The following is a 17,961-nucleotide window of genomic DNA, read 5'->3' as shown; positions in this document are numbered from 1 at the left end:
TGCCGACCGTCTTCTTGGTTCTTACTCGATGTTCTGGACCTGCTCGCGCATCTGCTCGATGGCCACCTTCATCTCCACCGACACCGCGGTGAGCTCCAGCGCCGCGGACTTCGATCCCAGCGTGTTGGCCTCGCGGTGCAGCTCCTGGATCAGGAAGTCCAGCCGCTTGCCCAGCTCGCCGCCCTTGTCCAGCAGCCGCTCGATCTCGTCGAGGTGCGCCTTCAGCCGCGAGAGCTCCTCGGCCACGTCGATGCGGATGGCGTAGGCCGCGGCCTCGGCCAGCGCGCGCTCGGCCTGCGCCTCGGCGCTCACCGACGCCCCGGCGCCCGCCGTCTGCAGCGCCTCGCGCCAGCGCTCTAGGAAGCGCTGCTGCTGGCGCTGCACCACCTGCGGCACCAGCGGCTCGGCCTGCGCGGCCAGCTCGCGCAGCCGCTGCACGCGCTCCATCAGGATCGCCACCAGCCGCGCGCCCTCGCGCTCGCGCGCCTCGCGCAGGCCTTCCACCGCGGCGCGCGCGGCTTCCAGCACCACCTCGTCGGGCTGCTCGCTGCCGCCGCCGCTGCGGCACCACTGCAGCACCTCGTGCACCGACAGCGGCGCTGCCTTGGACAGCCAGCCCTGCACCGTGCTCTCCAGCCGCGACAGCAGGTTCAGCTGCTCCGTCGTGGGCCGCGGCCAGGCGCCATCGCCCTCGCGCCCGGTGCTCAGGCGCAGCTCGATCTTGCCGCGCTTGAACCCGCCGCTGACCAGCTCGCGCAGCGCCGGCTCCAGCGCACGCAGCTCCTCGGGCAGCCGCAGGCTCAGGTCCAGGAAGCGGCCGTTGACCGAGCGCAGCTCCACGCTGGCCGTGCCTGTCACCACGCCCGTTTCCGGATTCGTGGACCCGCCTGCGCTGGCGCTGGCGTAACCGGTCATGCTGTAAACTGGCATCGCGTTTATCGCATTGCAAAATTCGATTATGTCAAAGCCCAAGCCGGCCCCGTTGCCAGCCGGCACCGTGGTGGGCGGCTACCAGATCATCAAGAAGCTGGCAGCCGGGGGCTTCGGGGTGGTGTACCTGGCCGAGGATGCACAGCGCCATCTTGTTGCGCTGAAAGAGTATTTGCCTTCCTCGCTGGCCGAACGCGCCCCCGGCGAGCTCGCCCCGCGCGTGCGCCAGGACAAGCAGTCGCTCTATCGACTGGGACTCAAGAGTTTCTTCGAGGAAGGGCGCTCGCTCGCGCAGATCAGCCATCCCAGCGTGGTCTCGGTACTCAATTTCTTCCGGGAGAACGAGACCGTGTACATGGTGATGAATTACCTGCAGGGCGACACGCTGCAGGACTTCATCGTCACCGCGCGCGACCTCAAGCGCGACAAGGTGTTCCGCGAGTCCACCATCCGCAGCCTGTTCGACGAGGTGCTGCGGGGCCTGCGGATCGTGCACCAGCACAAGATGCTGCACCTGGACATCAAGCCCGCGAACATCTTCATCACCGACGACAACCGCGCCGTGCTGCTGGATTTCGGCGCCGCGCGCGAGGTGCTGGCCAAGGAAGGCGACTTCATCCGCCCGATGTACACCCCCGGCTTCGCCGCGCCCGAGATGTACCGCCGCGACGGCACGCTGGGCCCCTGGACCGACATCTACGCCATCGGCGCCTGCATCTACGCCTGCATGCAGGGCTACCCGCCCAACGACGCGCCGCAGCGCATCGAGAAAGACCGCCTGGCACTGAGCCTTTCCCGGCTGCGCAACATCTACTCCGACAACCTCATCGAGGTCACGGAGTGGTGCATGTCGCTCGATCCGCTGTCGCGTCCCCAGAGCGTGTTCGCGCTGCAGAAGGAACTCGGCCGCGAGACCGAGCGCCGCTACACCAAGCTGTCCTTCAGCGAACGGCTGAAGCTGCAGATCGAAAACCTCAAGACCGGGAGCAAGGTCTGAGCACCGCCGTGCGGCGCGCGGCAGCCACGGTGGCCGTGCAGTCATGAAGTTCAGCGTCTACCAGCTCAGCCGCAAGGGCGGGCGGCCCCGCAACGAGGACCGCATGGGCTACTGCTACACGCGCGACTCGGGCCTCTTCGCCCTGGCCGACGGCATGGGCGGCCATCCCGAGGGCGAGGTTGCGGCGCAGCTGGCGCTGCAGACCCTGGCCGGCCTGTTCCAGCGTGACGCCCAGCCGCGGCTGCCCGATCCGCAGCGCTTCCTGCAGGAGTCGCTGCTGGCGGCGCACCAGCAACTGCTGCGCTACGCCGGCGAGCATGGCCTGGCCGACACGCCGCGCACCACCATCGTGGCCCTGGTGCTGCAGGGCCGCCACGCCTACTGGGCGCACTGCGGCGACTCGCGGCTGTACCTGCTGCGCGAAGGCGTGCTGCTGGCGCGCACGCGCGACCACTCCTATGCCGAGCTCGCGCGCGCGCTCGCGCCGGACGGCGCCGCGCGGCGCAACCGCAACGTGCTCTTCACCTGCCTGGGCAGCCCGGGCAAGCCGGTGGTGGACGGCGGCGGGCCGCAGCGGCTGCAGCGCGGCGACCGGCTGCTGCTGTGCTCCGACGGCCTGTGGAGCGGCGTGGCCGACGACCAGATCGCGCGCGCCCTGGCGTCCGCGCAGCCGCTGGCCGAGGCCGTGCCCACCCTGGTGGAGCGCGCGCTGCAGGCGGCCGGCCCGCGCGCCGACAACGTCACCGCGCTGGCGCTGCAGTGGGATGCGGTTGAAGATCCGCTGCAGGCGGCCCAGCCCACCACCAGCGTCGCTTTTTCCACCACCATCCAGCCGCCCGAAGGACTGCCCGGACTCCACGACGACTTCGACGACGAGGAGATCGAGCGCTCCATCCGCGAGATCAACGAAGCCATCCGGCGCACCGCCCAGCGGCGGCGCGCCAAGTAACCTTTACCCATTCCCTGGAGAAGCATGCCCGCTTTTGAACGCACGCAAGACCGTGCCGCGGACGCCCTGCGCCCGGTGCGCATCGTCCGCCGCTACACCCGCCACGCCGAAGGCTCGGTGCTCGTCGCCTTTGGCGACACCCAGGTGCTGTGCACCGCCTCGGTCGAGGAACGCGTGCCGCCGCACAAGAAGGGCAGCGGCGAAGGCTGGGTCACGGCCGAGTACGGCATGTTGCCGCGCGCCACCCACACCCGCGGCGCACGCGAGGCCGCCAAGGGCAAGCAAAGCGGCCGCACGCAGGAGATCCAGCGCCTCATCGGCCGCTCGCTGCGCGCGGTGTTCGACCTGGCCGCCCTGGGCGAGCGCAGCATCCTCATCGACTGCGACGTGCTGCAGGCCGACGGCGGCACCCGCACCGCCGCCATCACCGGCGCCTACGTGGCTGCGCACGACGCGGTGAGCTGGCTGCTGGAGCGCGGGCTCATCCAGCGCTCGCCGCTGCGCGACGCGGTGGCCGCCATCTCGGTGGGCCTGGTCGAGGGCACGCCGCTGCTGGACTTGGAGTACGTCGAGGACGCCGCCTGCGACACCGACATGAACATCGTCATGACCGGCAGCGGCGGCATCGTCGAGGTGCAGGGCACGGCCGAGGGCGCGCCCTTCAGCCGCGAGCAGCTCGACGCGCTGCTGGCGCTGGGCGCCAAGGGCATCGCCGAGCTGGTCGAGCTGCAGCGCCGCGCGCTGGCGGAAAAGGTGGCGGCATGAGGCTCGTCCTCGCCTCCAACAACGCCAAGAAGCTCGCCGAGCTGGGCAGCCTTTTCGCGGAGCTGCCGGTGGAGCTGGTCACGCAGGGCTCGCTGGGCATCGCCGAAGCCGAGGAGCCGCACATCAGCTTCGTGGAGAACGCGCTGGCCAAGGCGCGCCACGCCGCGCAGGCCGCGGGCGGGCCGGCCATCGCCGACGACTCCGGCCTGTGCGTGGACGCGCTGGGCGGCGCGCCGGGCGTGATCTCGGCGCACTACGCGCCGCTGGAGCCGCCGCCGTCGTGGCTGCCGCGCGAGGCCTACCGCGATCGCCAGGACAACGCCAACAACGCGCTGCTGCTGCAGCGGCTGCAGGGCCAGGCGAACCGCCGCGCGCGCTTCGTGTGCACGTTGGTGGCGCTGCGCCACGCGCAGGACCCGGAGCCGCTGATCGCCTTCGGCCGCTGGGAAGGCGAGATCCTGCAGCAGCCGGCCGGGGAGGGCGGTTTCGGCTACGACCCGCTGCTGTTCATCCCGGCGCTGGGTCAAGCCGTGGCGCAGCTCGATGCCGCGGTGAAGAACCAGCACAGCCACCGCGCGCTGGCCGCACGCCAGATGGCGACGCTGATGCAGGAGGCCTGGCACCTTGGCTGACTCCGCCCCCATCCGGCTGCTGCGCCCGGGCGCCGTGGCGCTGCAGGCGCTGCCGCCGCTGTCGCTGTACGTGCACATGCCCTGGTGCCTGCGCAAGTGCCCGTACTGCGACTTCAACTCGCACGAGGTGCGCGACGGCGCCGGGCTGACGCCGGCGCTGCAACGCGAGTACCTCGACGCGTTGGTGACGGACCTGGAATCCGCGCTGCCGCAGATCTGGGGCCGGCGCGTGCACAGCATCTTCATCGGCGGCGGCACGCCCAGCCTGTTCGAGCCCGAGGCCATCGACCGGCTGCTGGCCGACATCCGCGCCCGGCTGCCGATGGAGCCGGGCTGCGAGATCACGCTGGAGGCCAACCCCGGCACCTTCGAGAAGGACCGCTTCCGCGGCTACCGCACCGCCGGCGTGACGCGGCTGTCGGTGGGCGTGCAAAGCTTCAATGACGCGATGCTGCGGGCCGTCGGGCGGGTGCACGACGCCGAGCAGGCGCGCGCGGCGGTGGCCGAGGCGGCCTCCGCCTTCGACACCTTCAACATCGACCTGATGTACGCGCTGCCCGGGCAGAGCCTGGAGATGCTCGCGCGCGACCTGGACGAGGCGCTGTCCTTCGCGCCGCCGCACCTCTCCATCTACCACCTGACGATGGAGCCCAACACGTTCTTCGCCACGCGGCCGCCCGAGGGGCTGCCGGACGACGACTTGGCGTCGGACATGCTGGACCTGCTGGCGCAGCGCACGGCCGAAGCCGGGCTGCAGCGCTACGAGGTCTCGGCCTTCGCGCGGCCGGGCCACCGCTGCGTGCACAACCTGAACTACTGGGAGTTCGGCGACTACCTGGGCATCGGCGCCGGCGCGCACGGGAAGATCAGCTTCCCCGACCGCATCCTGCGCCAGCAGCGCTGGCGCGAGCCCGTGACCTACATGGCCAAGGTGCGCGAGGGGCAGGCCGTCTCCAACGAGCAGGCCGTCACGCCCAAGGAACTGCCCTTCGAGTTCGTGCTCAACGCGCTGCGGCTCAAGGAAGGCTTCGAGCTCACGCGCTTCAGCGAGCGCACCGGGCAGCCGCTGCAGTCCATCCAGCGCGCGCTGGCCGAGGCCGAGCGCCGCGGGCTGCTGGAGCGCGAAGGCGACATCGCGCGGCCGACGGCGCGCGGCTTCGACTTCCTGAGCGATTTGCAGGCGCTGTTCCTGCCGCCGGGCTGACCGGCGGCAGCCGGGATCACACCCGGTGCGTCGGCCCGCTGGAGGTGGCGGCGAGCTGTTCCATGAGGCGCGTGCCGATGCGCTGCAGCGGCAGCACCTCGTGCGCGGCGCCGGCGGCGATGGCCTCGCGCGGCATGCCGAAGACGACGCAGCTGGCCTCGTCCTGGCAGATGTTGTAGGCCCCGGCGTCGCGCATGAGCTTCATCGCCTTGGCGCCATCGGCGCCCATGCCGGTGAGCATCACGCCGAAGGCGTTGGGGCCGGCCACGCGCGCGGCCGACTCGAACAGCACCTCCACCGAGGGCTTGTGGCGGTTCACCGGCTCGCCGTCGCGCACCCGCGCGATGTAGTTGGCGCCGCTGCGCTCCACGCTCAGGTGCAGCCCGCCCGGGGCCAGGTAGGCGTGGCCGGGCAGCAGGCGCTCGCCGTCGGTGGCCTCGCGCACCGTGAGGCGGCACAGCGAGTTCAGCCGCGCGGCGTAGCTGCGCGTGAAGCCCGGGGGCATGTGCTGCGTGATCAGCACCGCCGGCGAGTCCGGCGGCAGGCTCACCAGCACCTCGCGCGTGGCTTCGGTGCCGCCGGTGGAGGCGCCGATGAAGATCAGCTTCTCGGTGGACAGCCGCCCCAGCGGGCGCGTGGCCGGGGCGGGGGCGCGCGGGGCGTCCGCGGCGGCAGGCGCCGGGGCGGGCGCGCTCACGCGGCGGTGGATGCGCGAGCGCGCGGCGGCGCGGATCTTGTCGCAGATCTCCTCGGCGAGCTGGTTCAGCCCCTCGGCCACGCCCAGGCGCGGCTTGCTCACGAAGTCCACGGCGCCCAGCTCCAGCGCGCGCATCGTCGCCTCGGCGCCGCGCTCGGTCAGGGTGGAGACCATCACCACCGGCGTCGGCCGCAGCTTCATCAGCCGCGACAGGAATTCGAGCCCGTCCATGCGCGGCATCTCGATGTCCAGGGTCACCACGTCGGGCGAGACCTCCCGGATGAGCTCGCGCGCCGCGAAGGGATCGGCCGCGGTGCCCACGCACTCCATGTCGGGCTGTCGGTCGATGAAGGTCTTGAGCAGCGAGCGCACCAGCGCCGAGTCGTCCACCACCACCACACGAATAGAAGCCATCTCTGTTCCAGTCAGAAGAGTTCGATCGAGCCCGTTTCGGAGGGCACGGTCTTGGCCGCCGCGCGCTCCTGCGCCAGCAGCTGTTCGCCCATGGCCGTGGGTGCCAGGCGCTTGACCTTGGCGCGGCCGCTGGCGGGTTCGAAGCACACCTTGCGCGGGTACACGTCCATCACGTCCTGGCTGATGACGGGAATGCGCTCGGTCTTGAGGTAGTCCAGCACGAAGCGCGTGTTGCGCTCGCCCACGTTGAGCGTGGTCATGTTGCCCAGCACCGCGCCGCCGCCGAAGACCTTGGCCTCCAGCGAGGAGCGCGTAGCGCCGCGCTTCATGAGCTCGTTGATGAGCAGCTCCATCGCGTACAGGCCGTAGCGCGCGCCGTCGCCGGCGTCGGGCAGCATGAAGTGGTTCATGCCGCCCAGGCGGCGGTCGCGGTCCCACAGGCACGCCGCGATGCACGAGCCCAGCGTGGTCATGATCAGGATGTCCTCGTCGTACACGAAGTACTCGCCGGGCAGCACCTTCACGGCCTCGCGGCGGAAGTGCGCGTCGTAGAAGAAGAACGAGGCTTCGTGCGGCTTGCGCCGCTCGGCACGCAGCTTCTCCAGCAGCGCCGTGCTCTGCAGCCGTGCGGAGATGGCCTGGATGGGGCGTACCGTCATCAGAGGCGCTCGTAGATGGTCTTGCCGCGCAGCTTGAACAGCGTGCGGGCATCGCCGAAGTTTTCCGAGTGCCCCACGTACAGCAGCGCGCCGGGGCGCATGGTGCGGTGCAGGCGCTGCAGCACCTGCATCTGGGTCGGGGCGTCAAAGTAGATCATCACGTTGCGGCAGAACACCGCGTCGAAGGGCTCGCCCAGGTCCCTGGACGGGCTCATCAGGTTGAAGGCGAAGAAGCTCACCAGCCGCGCCAGCTCGGGCTTGACCTTCATGCGCCCGGCGTTGGCGCCGGTGCCGCGCAGGAAGTGGCGGCGCAGCCGCTCGGGGCTCAGGCCGCGCGAGCCCGCGTCGTACACGCCGCGCTGGGCGGTGCCCAGCACCTTGGTGTCGATGTCGCTGGCCAGGATGCGCACGTTCTGCGGATTCGGCGAGTGCTCCAGCACCGTCATCGCCAGCGAGTAGGGCTCCTCGCCGGTGGAGGCGGCACAGCACCAGATACGCTGGATGTGCGCGCCGGGCTTGCGCAGCTCCTCGGCCAGGGCGTGGAAGTGGTGCTCCTCGCGGAAGAAGGCGGTGAGGTTCGTGGTCAGGCAGTTCACGAACTCCTGCCACTCCGCGTCGGCCGCCGCGCCGCGCGCCGTCTCCAGCGCCTGCAGGTAGGAGGCGAAGCTGCGGTGGCCCGTCTCGCGCAGGCGCCGCGACAGCCGGCTGTACACCATGGCCTGCTTGCCGTTGTGCAGGCTGATGCCGGCGCGCTGGTAGATGAGTTGGCGCACGCGCTCGAAATCCGCGCTGCCGAAAGCGAATTCGCCATCGGGCTGCACGGCGACGGAAGACGGGGAAAGGCTCATGGCGAGGTCAGGACGCTTCCGGTGACCGGGGGAGTTGCACTTGGATACATCAACACAGTCCGCCAGTCTGCACCGCCGGAGCCGCGATTCAGCGTCCCCAGTGCACCGCCAAGGTGGCGGAAGTCACACACCCCGCGTCCGCACACGCCGGCGCGTGGCGGCACGGACCCTCTCGCCAGGTCCGAGGTGCCGCCAGAGCAGGGATTCAGTCGCGGAAGTTTTCGAACTTCAGCGGCAGGTCGATGTCCTTGCGCAGCAGCGCGATGACGGCTTGCAGGTCGTCGCGCTTGGTGCCGTTGACGCGCACGGTGTCGCCCTGGATGGAGGCCTGGACCTTGATCTTGCTCTGCTTGACCAGGCCCTGGATCTTCTTGGCCGTCTCGGCGTCGATGCCGGCCTTGAGCTTGACCAGCTGCTTGAGCTTGTCGCCGCCGATCTTCTCGGGCTTGGCGCTGTCGTCCAGGAAGCGGACGTCCACGTTGCGCTTGGTGAGCTTGGCCAGCAGCACGTCCTTGACCTGGCTGAGCTGGAAATCGCTGTCGGCGTAGAGCGTGAGCTCCTTGTCCTTGCCCTTGTCGGAGAACTCCACGCGGGCGTCGGAGCCCTTGAAATCGAAGCGGGTCCCGATTTCCTTGTTGGATTGGTCGATGGCGTTGCGCACCTCGACGAGTTCGGGCTGCAGGACGGTGTCGAAACTGGGCATGGCTAGGGTCAAGAAGGGATCGGCGAAAATTCTCTCATGCAGCAATCCCTGTCCATCGAGCGCGGCCTGAGCCTGCGCCCCTACAACAGCTTCGGATTGCCGGCGCAGGCGCAGCAACTGGTGCGCATCCGTAGCGATGCCGACGTACGCCGGGTGCTGGACCATCCCGAGATCGGCCGCGCCCAGAAGCTGGTGCTGGGCGGCGGCAGCAACCTGGTGCTCACGCGCGACGTTTCCGCGCTGGTGCTCAAGGTGGAGGTGGCCGGCATCCGCCTGGTCGAGACGCGCGAGGACGCCTTCATCGTCGAGGCCGGCGCCGGCGAGAGCTGGCACGCCCTGGTGCAGTGGACGCTGGACCACGGCCTGCCCGGCCTGGAGAACATGGCCCTGATTCCCGGCACCGTGGGCGCCTCGCCGGTGCAGAACATCGGCGCCTATGGCCTGGAGCTCAAGGACCGCTTCGAGTCGCTGGACGCGGTGGACCTGGTCACCGGGCGCAGCGTGACGCTGGACGCGCGCGCCTGCCGCTTCGGCTACCGCGACAGCGTCTTCAAGCAGGGCGGCTTCGCCGGCCTGGCCGGCAAGAGCCTCATCACCCGCGTGCGCTTCAGGCTGCCGCGGCCCTGGCGCCCGGTGCTGGGCTACGTCGACCTGGAGAAGAAGATGGCCGAGACCGGCGTGCGCGACCCGGACGCGCGGCAGATCTTCGACTGGGTCTGCGCCGTGCGCCGCGCCAAGCTGCCCGACCCGGCGGCGCTGGGCAACGCCGGCAGCTTCTTCAAGAACCCGGTGGTCAGCGCCGAGCAGTGCCGCGACATCATCACCCGCGACCCGCACATCGTTCACTACCCGCTGGCCGACGGCAGCGTCAAGCTCGCCGCGGGCTGGCTCATCGACGCCTGCGGCTGGAAGGGCAAGAGCATCGGCCGCGCGGGCGTGTACGAGAAGCAGGCGCTGGTGCTGGTCAACCGCGGCGGCGCCAGTGGCGCGGAGGTGCTGACGCTGGCGCGCGCGATCCAGGAGAGCGTCTACGGCCGCTTCGGCATCCGGCTGGAGCCGGAGCCGGTGGTGGTCTGACGGGCCTTACACCGTCGCGCCCGGCGTCACCTCCAGCAGCCCGCACTGCTGCAGCGCCTCGCGCGTGGCCGGCAGCAGCGCGTCCCAGTGCTGCAGCGCCTCCAGCAGCGTGGCGGGCTCGGCGGTGGAGGCGTTCTTCTCCACCTCCATCGCGGCCTGCGCCAGGCCCGTGAGGCCCAGGTTCAGCGCCGCCCCCTTGGCCGCGTGCGCGGCCGCGCGTAGCGCGCTGCGCATCTGCGGCTCCTGCGCGCGCACCTCGTCGGCAGCGGCCAGGTCCACCTGGACGCCGGCCGCCTCGGCCGCCTCGGCCCCCAGCGCCTCCTGCAGCGACCGCACCTGGGCGCTGAGCTGCGGCAGCTGCGCGGCCAGGTCGTCCAGGTAGCGCTGCGCCAGCGAGCGGTAGTGCGGGGTGGTGAGCACCTGCGCCACGGCGCCGGCGGCGGCCTCGTCCACCAGCGCCGCGACGGGGGGCGCGGCCGGGGCCGGCGCGGCGCCGCCCTCGGGGCTGGTGCAGGCGTGGTTGCGGGCGCGCACCTGGTTGCGCATCACCTGGGCGAGTTGTTGCAGGGTCACGGGTTTGGTCAGCACGTCGTTCATCCCTGCGCTGAGGCAGCGCTGGCGGGTTTCGGGCAGGGCATCGGCGGTCAGCGCCACGATGGGCACCTGGCCCGCCGCCGCGGGCAGCGCACGGATGGCCTGCGTGGCGCCCGCGCCGTCGAGCACGGGCATGTGCAGGTCCATCAGCACGAGGTCGAAGCGCTGCTCGGCCACCGCCTGCACCGCGTCCACGCCGTTGCGCACGATGCGCGCGCGGTGGCCCAGCCGGTCCAGCAGCGCGCCGAGGTAGCGGCGGTTGATCTCATGGTCCTCGGCCACCAGCACGCGCAACCCCGCCACCGGCAGCCGCTCGTCGGCCTCGGGCTCCACGGGCTCCTGCGTCTCCACCAGCGGCAGCACCAGCGTGAAGCTGCTGCCCGCGCCGGGGCTGCTCTGCACCAGCAGGTCGCCGCCCATGAGCCGCGCGAGGTGGCGCGAGATCTCCAGCCCCAGCCCGGTGCCGCCCTGGCGCCGCGGCCCGCCGGGCTGCACGAAGCGCTGGAACAGCCGGCTCAGGGTGTATTCGTCCATGCCGATGCCGGTGTCGGTGACGGCGCATTCCATCGTGCCGCTGACGTTGCCCAGGTGCACGTTGAGCGTGACCGAGCCGCTGTCGGTGAACTGGATGGCGTTGTTCATCAGCTTGTTGAGCACCTGCTTGAGCCGCGTGCCATCGATCTCGACCGCGGCGGGCAGCTCCGGCGCCACGTGCACGCGCAGTGCCAGCCCCTTGGCCATGGCGCGCGGGCGCATCACCTGCTCGACCTCGGCCACCAGCGCGCGCAGCGGCACCGACTCGCTCAGCAGCGCCAGCGTGCCGGACTCCAGCTTGGACATGTCCAGGATGTCGTTGAGGATCGACAGCAGGTGGTCGGCCGCCTCGTTGGCGGTGCGCAGGTACTCCTGCTGGCGCGGCTCCAGCGGCGTGTCGCGCAGCAGCGCCAGCATGCCCAGCAGGCCCTGGAAGGGCGTGCGGATCTCGTGGCTCATGTTGGCCAGGAAGGCGCTCTTGGCCTGGCTGGCGGCCTCGGATTCCTGGCGCGCCTCGCGCAGCCGTTGCGCCAGCAGCTCCACGCCGGCGCTGCGCTGGTCGAGCTGCTGGCGCTGGCGCAGCAGCAGCAGGCCCATGCCCAGGCCGCCCAGTGCCAGGAGCAGCGTCAGCGCCGTTTCCACGTCCGCGTGCTCGTCGATGGCGGCGTGGCGCTGCGTGATCTGCAGCGCCGCCTCGCGCGCGCCGTCGTGCGCCAGGGCGCGCACGGGCTCGTCCAGCGCCTCCAGCTCCTGCTGCAGCGCGCGGTGCGATTCCTCGCTCAGCCGGGCCCGCGGGTGCGCGCCGAGGTAGAGGTCGGCCCGGGCGACGAAGTCGCGCAGCGTGCGCGCCGCCTGTTCCAGCCCGGGGCTGCGCGACAGCAGCCGCTGCCCCTGCGGGCCTTCGAGCAGCTCCACGCGGTTGACGAAGCGCTGGTAGCGCTGCTGCAGCGAGTCGTTCTCGCGTGACGGCCCGGCCGGCGCGCGCCACTGGCTGCGCAGCTCCAGGTACTCGGCGTGCAGCTGCGGCAGGCCCAGCAGCAGCACGGTGTCGTCCTTCACGTCGGCCGCGCCGTGCAGGCGCTGGATCTGCAGCCACTGCACCGCGCCCACGCTGGCCAGCAGCACCAGCGCCACGGCCAGCCAGCGCAGCAGCCGCGCGCGCTGAAGGGTGCGCGCGGTGGCGTTCACGGCATGGCCGCCCGCAGCAGCGGGCGTTCAGGAAAGGAGAGCAGTGCCCGAAGGGTCGCGTCCGGGGGCGCGACACGGGCCGGGGGAGGGAGGCTGCAACGCGGCGGGGCTCTCAAGGCTCGGGACTCCAGGCGCACGGCGCGCGTACGTGTAACCCCCCGATTATCGCGCCCGCCCATGGTGCATCTGCACAACGGCGCGCCGGCCCCGCGCTGGGCAGGCGATTGGCACGCCGCGGCGGCGCCGGATCAGCGCGCTCAGGCCGCAGCGGGGGCGGGAGCCGGCTGGGCCTTGATCACGCCGTCGGCGATGAGCTTCTCGACCACGGTCTTCTGCATGCCGAAGGCGCGCAGGAAGCCGTCCAGCGGCATGACCAGCTGCTGCGTCGGCGTGGCGACCAGCTCCTGCTTGCCGTCCTTGCTCTGGCTGAGGACGGTGCCCAGGTCCAGGCGCACCAGCGGGCCGGTAACGGTGATGTTGATGATGGCGTCGGCGAAATTGGTTTGCATGGTGGTTGGCAGTGGGTTGCGGCGCCCCGGCCGCTCAGCCGCCAAGGGCGCGGGCGGCATTGTCCAGCCGCAAACTGCTGCCGTTGTGACCGACCGGGAACGGCATGCCCCAGGCAAGCGCGTCCGTCATGCCGGGCGTGAAAAAGTCGGCACCGCCGCCGCCGGGCTCAGCCGCCGCGCACTGCTGCCAGCAGCTCCAGCTCGACGGTGGCGTTCTTGGGCAGCTGGTACGCGCCGACCGAGGTGCGCGCATGCGCGCCCACCGCGTCGCCGAGCACTTGGCACAGCAGGTCCGAGGCGCCGTCGGCCACCTCGCTGTGCTGGGTGAAGTCGGCCGTGCACTGCACGTGCACGGTCAGCCGCAGGATGCGCTCGACCTGCTCCAGCGAGCCCAGGCTGCGCTGCAGCAGCGCCAGGGCGCGCATGGTGCAGATGCGCGCGGCCTCCTGCGCGCGCTCCAGCGGCACCTCGGCGCCGGCGCGGCCGGTCACGACCACGGTGTCGCCCACGCGCGGAATCTGGCCGCTGAGGTGGACCACGTCGCCGTGGCGCACCAGCGGCACGTAGTGGCCGCCGATCTTGATCTCGCCGTCGAAGCGGTGGCCGAGCCGCCGGGCGGCCTCCTGGAAACGTTCGTCTGCGGACATGCGATGCCTCTGGCTGTCAGAACCGCGACCCGGGCTGTTTCAGGAACTCGATTTCCTCCGGCGTCGAGGCCCGGCCCAGGATGGCGTTGCGGTGCGGGAAGCGCCCGAAGCGCTCGACGATCACGTGGTGCTTGCGCGCCCACTCCTCGTTGTCCGCCAGCGAGGGCTCCGCGGCGCTGAGCGCGGCGTACAGGCGCAGCGACTCCTCTTGCGCCTGCAAATCCTCGGCGTGCTCGAAGGGCAGGTAGACGAACACGCGCTGCAGCGGCTCCAGCGCCTGGTCGAAGCCGCGCGCCACCATGTCGCGCGCGCCGGACAGGGCCTGCGCATCGCCGGCGAAGGCGCGCGGCGTGTCGCGGAAAGCGTTGCGCGTGAACTGGTCCAGCAGCAGCAACCGCGCCAGCGCGGTGTCGGGCGCCGCCTGCCAGGCGTCGAAGCCGCCGCGCAGCGCGGTCTCGATCAGCAGCGTGAAGCGCGCGCGGATCTCGACGTCGAAGACCGGGTCCTTGGTGAACCACTGCGGCCGCGCCACCAGCGGCGGCTCGCCGAACCAGAAGCGCAGCACGGTGCGCGCATCGGCGGCGGGGCTCATGGCCGCGCCTCCAGCAGGTCCTGCGTCTCGGGATGGCGGCGCATGTAGGACGCCACGTAGCTGCACAGCGGGCGCACCTTCAGCCCTTCGGCGCGGGCCCATTCGAGCGCTTTCTGGACCAGCGCCGCGGCCACGCCCTGGCCGCTCATCGCCTCGGGCACCTCGGTGTGGACGAATTCCACCGTGCCGCCGTCGCGGCGGTAGACGCACTGCGCCAGCGCGCCCTCCAGGCGGCACTCGAAGCGGCTCTCGGCCGGGTTGTGTCGTACGGGGTGATTCATGGGGACGGTGGGCTCCTCGACCAGGGTCGGGCCATTGTGGCGCCGGCCCGCCGCCCCCTATGGCGCTCAGGCCGTGAGCTTCACCGGCTCGATCTGCACCGAGCTCTGCCCGTCGCCGACCCACACGATGCCGTCCTGCACCGTCACCTGCAGGTTCATGCCGCGCTGCGCCAGCGCCGCCAGCGCCTGGCTCTGCTCGGCCGGGATCTGCCACACCGTCACGTTGGGCACGCGGGTGAGCTTGCCCTGCAGCGGCGCCCACCACACCGGCGTGGAGCTGGCGTAGGAGATCACCGTGACCCGGTCGGCGCGCCCGGCGGCCTTGAGCAGCCGGCGCTCCTCGGGCTGGCCCAGCTCGATCCAGTGCAGCAGCTGACCGGTGAGGTCCTTGTGCCAGAGCGCGGGCTCGTCCACGTCCGACAGGCCCTTGGTGAATTCGAGCTGACCCCGGTGGTCGTCGGACGCCACGTGCAGCGCGAAGGCCAGCACCCGCATCATCAGCCGCTCCTCGGTCTCGGAGGGGTGGCGCGCCAGCGTCAGCGAGTGGTCGGCGTAGACATGGCGGTCCATGTCGGCCAGCTGCAGCTGGACCTTGTAGATGGTGGACTTCAGCGCCATGTGCGCGCTCCGGCGGTACGGGACATCGGGAATAACTCTTCTGGGTTTGCGAAAGGGCAGCGGGGCGGGACTGTGCCACAGCCGAAAATCCGGCCCTGGAGTCTTTGCCCATGGATCACAGCACCGCGCCCTTCGCCCCCGTCATTCCCGATGCCCGGCGCCTGGGCCGGCCGCTGTCGGGCTGGCGGCTCAGGGTCTACACCGTCATCTTCGAGGCCGACACCCCGGCCGGCCGCGCCTTCGACCTGGCGCTCATCGGCCTGATCGTTGCCAGCGTGGTGGTGGTGATGCTCGACAGCGTGGAAAGCCTGCACGCGCGCTGGAAGCCGATCTTCGACGCGCTGGAGTGGGCCTTCACGCTGGCGTTCACGCTGGAGTACCTGGCGCGCTTGGTCTGCGTGCAGCGCCCGATGCGCTACGCGCGCAGCTTCTTCGGCGTCATCGACCTGCTGGCGATCCTGCCCACCTACCTCTCGTTCTTCGTGCCGGGGCTGCACGCGCTCATCGACGTGCGCGTGCTGCGGCTGCTGCGGCTGTTCCGGATCCTCAAGCTCGCCGAGTACGTGGCCGAGTACGGCGCGCTGGGCCGGGCGCTGATGGCCAGCCGGCGCAAGATCCTGGTGTTCCTGTCCTTCGTGCTCATGGTGGTGGTGGTCATGGGCACGCTGATGTACGTGGTGGAAGGCCCGGCCAACGGCTTCAGCAACATCCCGGTGTCGGTGTACTGGGCCGTCACGACCATGACCACCGTGGGCTTCGGCGACATCACGCCCAAGACCGACCTGGGCCGCCTCATCGCCTCGGTGATGATGCTGCTGGGCTGGGGCACGCTGGCCGTGCCCACGGGCATTGTCAGCGCCGAGTTCACGGCCCAGCGCACGCGCCACCACCCCACCACGCGCACCTGCCCGAGCTGCCTGAGCGAGGGCCACGAGCCCGACGCCCGCTTCTGCCGCGACTGCGGCGCGCCGCTCACGCCCTACCGCCACGGCCGCTGAGGCACCGCGCCGCGCGCTCTATCCTTGCCGGTTTTTCCCGCATCAAAGAGGTCCCCATGCTGGCCCCGCCCTTCACCGACCCCGCCCGGCTCGACGACGTCCTGTGCACGCAAGGCCACGCGGTGCTGTCGCCGCAGGCACTGCAGTCGCTGCTGCACGCCGAGCCCGACGCGCTGCAGGCCTGGCAGCCGTTCTGGGACCGGCTGCCGCCCGACGCCTACCTGCGCGACGGCGGCCGCTACCGGCGCCGCCGCCACGCCAACTATGTGATCACCGAGGGCCGCGTGCAGCCCGTGCCGCACCGCGCGCACTGGCAGCCGGTGGAATACAACGCGCTGCACGGCGGCATCGAGCGCTGGTTCGAGCCCCTGGAGCCCGCGCTGGAGGCCGACCCGCTGTGGATGGAGCTGCTGCGCCTGCTGGCCGCGCGCGCCGACGCGCTGCGCGGCGTGCAGCCCTGGTTCGTCGAGGCGCACGTGTTCCGCATCGACACCACCGACGGCATCGGCCGGCCCACGCCCGAGGGCGCGCACCGCGACGGCGTGGACCTGGTGTCGGTGCTGATGCTGCAGCGCCACGGTGTCAAGGGCGGCGAGTCGCGCGTGTTCGACATCAACAGCCCGCAGGGCCTGCGCTTCACCATGAGCGAGCCCGGCACGCTGCTGCTGCTGGACGACACCCGCGTCATCCACGAGACCACCCCTATCCAGCCCGAAGGCGAGCTCGGCTGGCGCGACACGCTGGTGGTGACGCTGCGCAGGGGCGGCTTCCAGGGACCGGAAGACCCGCTGCACCGCTGATCCCCGGCGGGGGGACACCTCCCGTTGCAGCCCTGCATGCTGCGCTGCGGCAAAGTCGGCGACCCCCGATCAGCCGGCAGCGTCATGGAGAGCTTCGTCACCGCCCCCTGGGCCCTGCGCCCGGACACCCTGCTGGGCGCGACCCTGGCGCTGATCCTGGCGGCGCTGCTGGGCGAGGGCGTGTGGCGGCTGCTGCACTGGCCCCGGCTCATGGGCTACGGCGCCGTCGGCTGCCTGCTGGCCATCGCCGGCCTGGGCGCCAGCGGCGGCGAGACCGCGCTGCGCCTGGTGGTGGACATGGCGCTGGCGCTGCTGCTGTTCGAGGCCGGCGCGCGGCTGAACCTGCACTGGCTGCTGCGCAACCCGGCGCTGCTGGCCACCAGCGTGATGGAGTCGCTGCTCAGCGCGCTGGCGGTGTACCTGGCGGCGCTGTGGCTGCAGGTGCCGCAGTCCGTGGCCGGGGTGCTGGCGCTGATCGCGGTGAGCGTGTCGCCGGCGGTGGTGCAGCGCGTGATCGCCGAGTGCGACGCCGCCGGGCAGGTCACGGAGCGGCTGAGCACGCTCAGCGCGCTCAACACCCTCTACGCCGTGCTGCTGCTGCAGGCCTGGAGTGCCGGGCTGCGCCTGAGCGACCCGGCGTGGCAGCAGGCGCTGCTGCCGGTGCTGCTGAACTTCGGCGGCTCCATCGTGCTGGGCGCGCTGCTGGGGTCGGCGCTGGGCCTCATCGCGCAGCGGCTGGACCTGCGCCAGGACAACGCCGTGGCGCTGCTGCTGGGTTGCGTGCTGCTGGCCCTGGCGCTGGCCAAGACGCTGCAGCTCTCCACGCTGCTGGTGCCGCTGCTGGCGGGCATCTGGCTGCGCAACCGCCATCCGCGGCCTTGGGTGTGGCGGCGCCAGTTCGGCAGCGCCGGCGGGGTGCTGGCGCTGGTGCTGTTCGTGGCGGCGGCCTCGGCCTGGTCGCCCTCGGCGCTGCCCGAGGCCATCGGCATCGCCGCCGCGCTGCTGCTGGCGCGCGCCCTGGCCAAGCTCGGCGCGGTGGCGATGCTGGCGCCCGCCAGCGGGCTGAGCTGGCGCCAGGCCGGCTGCCTGGGCGCGGCGCTGCTGCCCATGTCCGGCACCGCCTGGCTGCTGGCGCTGGACTTCGCGGCGCTGCACCCGGGCAGCGCGCCGCAGCTCATGCCTCTGCTGCTGAGCATGCTGGCCCTGCTGGAGCTGCCCGCGCCGCTGGTGCTGCTCTACGGACTGCGCTTTGCCCGGGAAACCGAGGTGCACGAGTTGCCGCGCTGAAGCCCGCCTTCGTCCCGCCCCCGCTGCCGCAAGGAGAA

At 71.4% G+C, this 17,961-nt stretch carries 20 protein-coding genes; 9 read left to right on the top strand and 11 right to left on the bottom strand.

Going from position 1 to position 17,961, the window contains the following annotated elements; all coding sequences use genetic code 11:
• Nucleotides 1-21 precede the first annotated feature (21 nt).
• A complete protein-coding gene (locus H537_RS0120815) occupies nt 22-930 on the bottom strand; it encodes a YicC/YloC family endoribonuclease (protein ID WP_084150846.1) in 909 nt (302 codons plus the stop codon).
• 28 nt (nt 931-958) lie between these two features.
• Here H537_RS0120815 and H537_RS0120810 point away from each other — a divergent pair, with 28 nt between their 5' ends.
• From H537_RS0120810 to hemW, 5 genes are read left to right on the top strand one after another with little or no spacing between them, the layout of a single operon-like run.
• Nucleotides 959-1,927: a serine/threonine protein kinase gene (locus H537_RS0120810; protein ID WP_028999383.1), complete on the top strand. Its 969-nt coding sequence runs from the start codon at nt 959-961 to the stop codon at nt 1,925-1,927.
• A 43-nt stretch (nt 1,928-1,970) separates the two neighbouring features.
• On the top strand, nt 1,971-2,876 hold the full coding sequence (locus H537_RS0120805; RefSeq protein WP_028999382.1) for a PP2C family protein-serine/threonine phosphatase: 906 nt from the start codon (nt 1,971-1,973) through the stop codon (nt 2,874-2,876).
• Nucleotides 2,877-2,900: 24 nt separating this feature from the next.
• Nucleotides 2,901-3,641: a ribonuclease PH gene (gene rph / locus H537_RS0120800; protein WP_028999381.1), complete on the top strand. Its 741-nt coding sequence runs from the start codon at nt 2,901-2,903 to the stop codon at nt 3,639-3,641.
• Nucleotides 3,638-4,273 (top strand): non-canonical purine NTP pyrophosphatase, encoded by a 636-nt coding sequence (locus H537_RS0120795; protein ID WP_028999380.1) that lies wholly within the window; start codon nt 3,638-3,640, stop codon nt 4,271-4,273. The genes rph and H537_RS0120795 overlap by 4 nt, the downstream gene beginning before the upstream one ends.
• Nucleotides 4,266-5,477 carry a radical SAM family heme chaperone HemW gene (gene hemW, locus H537_RS0120790; RefSeq protein ID WP_028999379.1) on the top strand — a complete coding sequence of 404 codons (1,212 nt, stop codon included), beginning with the start codon at nt 4,266-4,268 and terminating at the stop codon, nt 5,475-5,477. The genes H537_RS0120795 and hemW overlap by 8 nt, the downstream gene beginning before the upstream one ends.
• Nucleotides 5,478-5,493: 16 nt before the next feature.
• Here hemW and H537_RS0120785 read toward each other — a convergent pair whose 3' ends face one another.
• The 4 genes from H537_RS0120785 to H537_RS0120770 all read right to left on the bottom strand — a co-directional run bounded on the left by H537_RS0120785 (nt 5,494) and on the right by H537_RS0120770 (nt 8,798).
• Nucleotides 5,494-6,588, bottom strand: coding sequence for a protein-glutamate methylesterase/protein-glutamine glutaminase (locus H537_RS0120785; protein WP_028999378.1), 1,095 nt, complete (start codon nt 6,586-6,588; stop codon nt 5,494-5,496).
• 11 nt (nt 6,589-6,599) lie between these two features.
• Nucleotides 6,600-7,247: a chemoreceptor glutamine deamidase CheD gene (cheD, locus tag H537_RS0120780; RefSeq protein ID WP_028999377.1), complete on the bottom strand. Its 648-nt coding sequence runs from the start codon at nt 7,245-7,247 to the stop codon at nt 6,600-6,602.
• Nucleotides 7,247-8,095: a CheR family methyltransferase gene (locus H537_RS0120775; RefSeq protein ID WP_028999376.1), complete on the bottom strand. Its 849-nt coding sequence runs from the start codon at nt 8,093-8,095 to the stop codon at nt 7,247-7,249. The genes cheD and H537_RS0120775 overlap by 1 nt, the downstream gene beginning before the upstream one ends.
• A 205-nt stretch (nt 8,096-8,300) precedes the next feature.
• The gene (locus H537_RS0120770; protein WP_028999375.1) at nt 8,301-8,798 is read right to left on the bottom strand and encodes a YajQ family cyclic di-GMP-binding protein; all 498 of its coding nucleotides are present in this window, start codon (nt 8,796-8,798) and stop codon (nt 8,301-8,303) included.
• Nucleotides 8,799-8,834: 36 nt separating this feature from the next.
• Between H537_RS0120770 and murB the strand changes: the two genes are divergently transcribed.
• A complete protein-coding gene (murB, locus tag H537_RS0120765) occupies nt 8,835-9,875 on the top strand; it encodes a UDP-N-acetylmuramate dehydrogenase (protein WP_375136334.1) in 1,041 nt (346 codons plus the stop codon).
• 6 nt (nt 9,876-9,881) lie between these two features.
• On the opposite strand, the gene H537_RS0120760 is transcribed toward murB, so the two are convergent.
• From H537_RS0120760 to H537_RS0120735, 6 genes are all read right to left on the bottom strand, one after another.
• The gene (locus H537_RS0120760) at nt 9,882-12,191 is read right to left on the bottom strand and encodes an ATP-binding protein (RefSeq protein WP_028999373.1); all 2,310 of its coding nucleotides are present in this window, start codon (nt 12,189-12,191) and stop codon (nt 9,882-9,884) included.
• A gap of 257 nt (nt 12,192-12,448) precedes the next feature.
• Nucleotides 12,449-12,700 (bottom strand): hypothetical protein, encoded by a 252-nt coding sequence (locus H537_RS0120755; protein WP_028999372.1) that lies wholly within the window; start codon nt 12,698-12,700, stop codon nt 12,449-12,451.
• A gap of 167 nt (nt 12,701-12,867) precedes the next feature.
• Nucleotides 12,868-13,347: a RidA family protein gene (locus tag H537_RS0120750; RefSeq protein ID WP_028999371.1), complete on the bottom strand. Its 480-nt coding sequence runs from the start codon at nt 13,345-13,347 to the stop codon at nt 12,868-12,870.
• 16 nt (nt 13,348-13,363) lie between these two features.
• Nucleotides 13,364-13,939: a DUF924 family protein gene (locus tag H537_RS0120745; RefSeq protein ID WP_028999370.1), complete on the bottom strand. Its 576-nt coding sequence runs from the start codon at nt 13,937-13,939 to the stop codon at nt 13,364-13,366.
• Entirely contained in the window at nt 13,936-14,220 is a 285-nt protein-coding gene (locus tag H537_RS0120740; RefSeq protein WP_028999369.1) for a GNAT family N-acetyltransferase, read from the bottom strand. Before H537_RS0120740 ends, H537_RS0120745 begins: the two co-directional genes overlap by 4 nt.
• A gap of 66 nt (nt 14,221-14,286) precedes the next feature.
• The gene (locus tag H537_RS0120735) at nt 14,287-14,838 is read right to left on the bottom strand and encodes a YaeQ family protein (protein ID WP_028999368.1); all 552 of its coding nucleotides are present in this window, start codon (nt 14,836-14,838) and stop codon (nt 14,287-14,289) included.
• Nucleotides 14,839-14,948: 110 nt separating this feature from the next.
• On the opposite strand from H537_RS0120735, the gene H537_RS44465 reads away from it, so the two are divergent.
• From H537_RS44465 to H537_RS0120720, 3 genes are all read left to right on the top strand, one after another.
• Entirely contained in the window at nt 14,949-15,836 is an 888-nt protein-coding gene (locus H537_RS44465; RefSeq protein ID WP_043459368.1) for an ion transporter, read from the top strand.
• A 56-nt stretch (nt 15,837-15,892) separates the two neighbouring features.
• Entirely contained in the window at nt 15,893-16,636 is a 744-nt protein-coding gene (locus tag H537_RS0120725; RefSeq protein WP_043459366.1) for a 2OG-Fe dioxygenase family protein, read from the top strand.
• A gap of 84 nt (nt 16,637-16,720) precedes the next feature.
• Nucleotides 16,721-17,923, top strand: a complete 1,203-nt coding sequence (locus tag H537_RS0120720) for a cation:proton antiporter domain-containing protein (RefSeq protein ID WP_043459520.1) — start codon at nt 16,721-16,723, stop codon at nt 17,921-17,923.
• Nucleotides 17,924-17,961: the final 38 nt, after the last annotated feature.

The sequence above is a fragment of the Azohydromonas australica DSM 1124 genome (assembly GCF_000430725.1).
GTDB lineage: Bacteria > Pseudomonadota > Gammaproteobacteria > Burkholderiales > Burkholderiaceae_C > Azohydromonas > Azohydromonas australica.
Note: the sequence above shows the minus strand (reverse complement) of the source record. Positions and strands in the feature narration are given on the sequence as shown.

What these genes read in the sequence shown, in the direction of transcription:
- H537_RS0120815 (WP_084150846.1), bottom strand. Translation starts at nt 930, where the DNA reads ATGCCAGTTTACAGCATGACCGGTTACGCCAGCGCCAGCGCAGGCGGG.
- H537_RS0120810 (WP_028999383.1), top strand. Translation starts at nt 959, where the DNA reads ATGTCAAAGCCCAAGCCGGCCCCGTTGCCAGCCGGCACCGTGGTGGGC.
- H537_RS0120805 (WP_028999382.1), top strand. Translation starts at nt 1,971, where the DNA reads ATGAAGTTCAGCGTCTACCAGCTCAGCCGCAAGGGCGGGCGGCCCCGC.
- rph (WP_028999381.1), top strand. Translation starts at nt 2,901, where the DNA reads ATGCCCGCTTTTGAACGCACGCAAGACCGTGCCGCGGACGCCCTGCGC.
- H537_RS0120795 (WP_028999380.1), top strand. Translation starts at nt 3,638, where the DNA reads ATGAGGCTCGTCCTCGCCTCCAACAACGCCAAGAAGCTCGCCGAGCTG.
- H537_RS0120785 (WP_028999378.1), bottom strand. Translation starts at nt 6,588, where the DNA reads ATGGCTTCTATTCGTGTGGTGGTGGTGGACGACTCGGCGCTGGTGCGC.
- cheD (WP_028999377.1), bottom strand. Translation starts at nt 7,247, where the DNA reads ATGACGGTACGCCCCATCCAGGCCATCTCCGCACGGCTGCAGAGCACG.
- H537_RS0120775 (WP_028999376.1), bottom strand. Translation starts at nt 8,095, where the DNA reads ATGAGCCTTTCCCCGTCTTCCGTCGCCGTGCAGCCCGATGGCGAATTC.
- H537_RS0120770 (WP_028999375.1), bottom strand. Translation starts at nt 8,798, where the DNA reads ATGCCCAGTTTCGACACCGTCCTGCAGCCCGAACTCGTCGAGGTGCGC.
- murB (WP_375136334.1), top strand. Translation starts at nt 8,835, where the DNA reads ATGCAGCAATCCCTGTCCATCGAGCGCGGCCTGAGCCTGCGCCCCTAC.
- H537_RS0120755 (WP_028999372.1), bottom strand. Translation starts at nt 12,700, where the DNA reads ATGCAAACCAATTTCGCCGACGCCATCATCAACATCACCGTTACCGGC.
- H537_RS0120750 (WP_028999371.1), bottom strand. Translation starts at nt 13,347, where the DNA reads ATGTCCGCAGACGAACGTTTCCAGGAGGCCGCCCGGCGGCTCGGCCAC.
- H537_RS0120745 (WP_028999370.1), bottom strand. Translation starts at nt 13,939, where the DNA reads ATGAGCCCCGCCGCCGATGCGCGCACCGTGCTGCGCTTCTGGTTCGGC.
- H537_RS0120740 (WP_028999369.1), bottom strand. Translation starts at nt 14,220, where the DNA reads ATGAATCACCCCGTACGACACAACCCGGCCGAGAGCCGCTTCGAGTGC.
- H537_RS0120735 (WP_028999368.1), bottom strand. Translation starts at nt 14,838, where the DNA reads ATGGCGCTGAAGTCCACCATCTACAAGGTCCAGCTGCAGCTGGCCGAC.
- H537_RS44465 (WP_043459368.1), top strand. Translation starts at nt 14,949, where the DNA reads ATGGATCACAGCACCGCGCCCTTCGCCCCCGTCATTCCCGATGCCCGG.
- H537_RS0120725 (WP_043459366.1), top strand. Translation starts at nt 15,893, where the DNA reads ATGCTGGCCCCGCCCTTCACCGACCCCGCCCGGCTCGACGACGTCCTG.
- H537_RS0120720 (WP_043459520.1), top strand. Translation starts at nt 16,721, where the DNA reads ATGGAGAGCTTCGTCACCGCCCCCTGGGCCCTGCGCCCGGACACCCTG.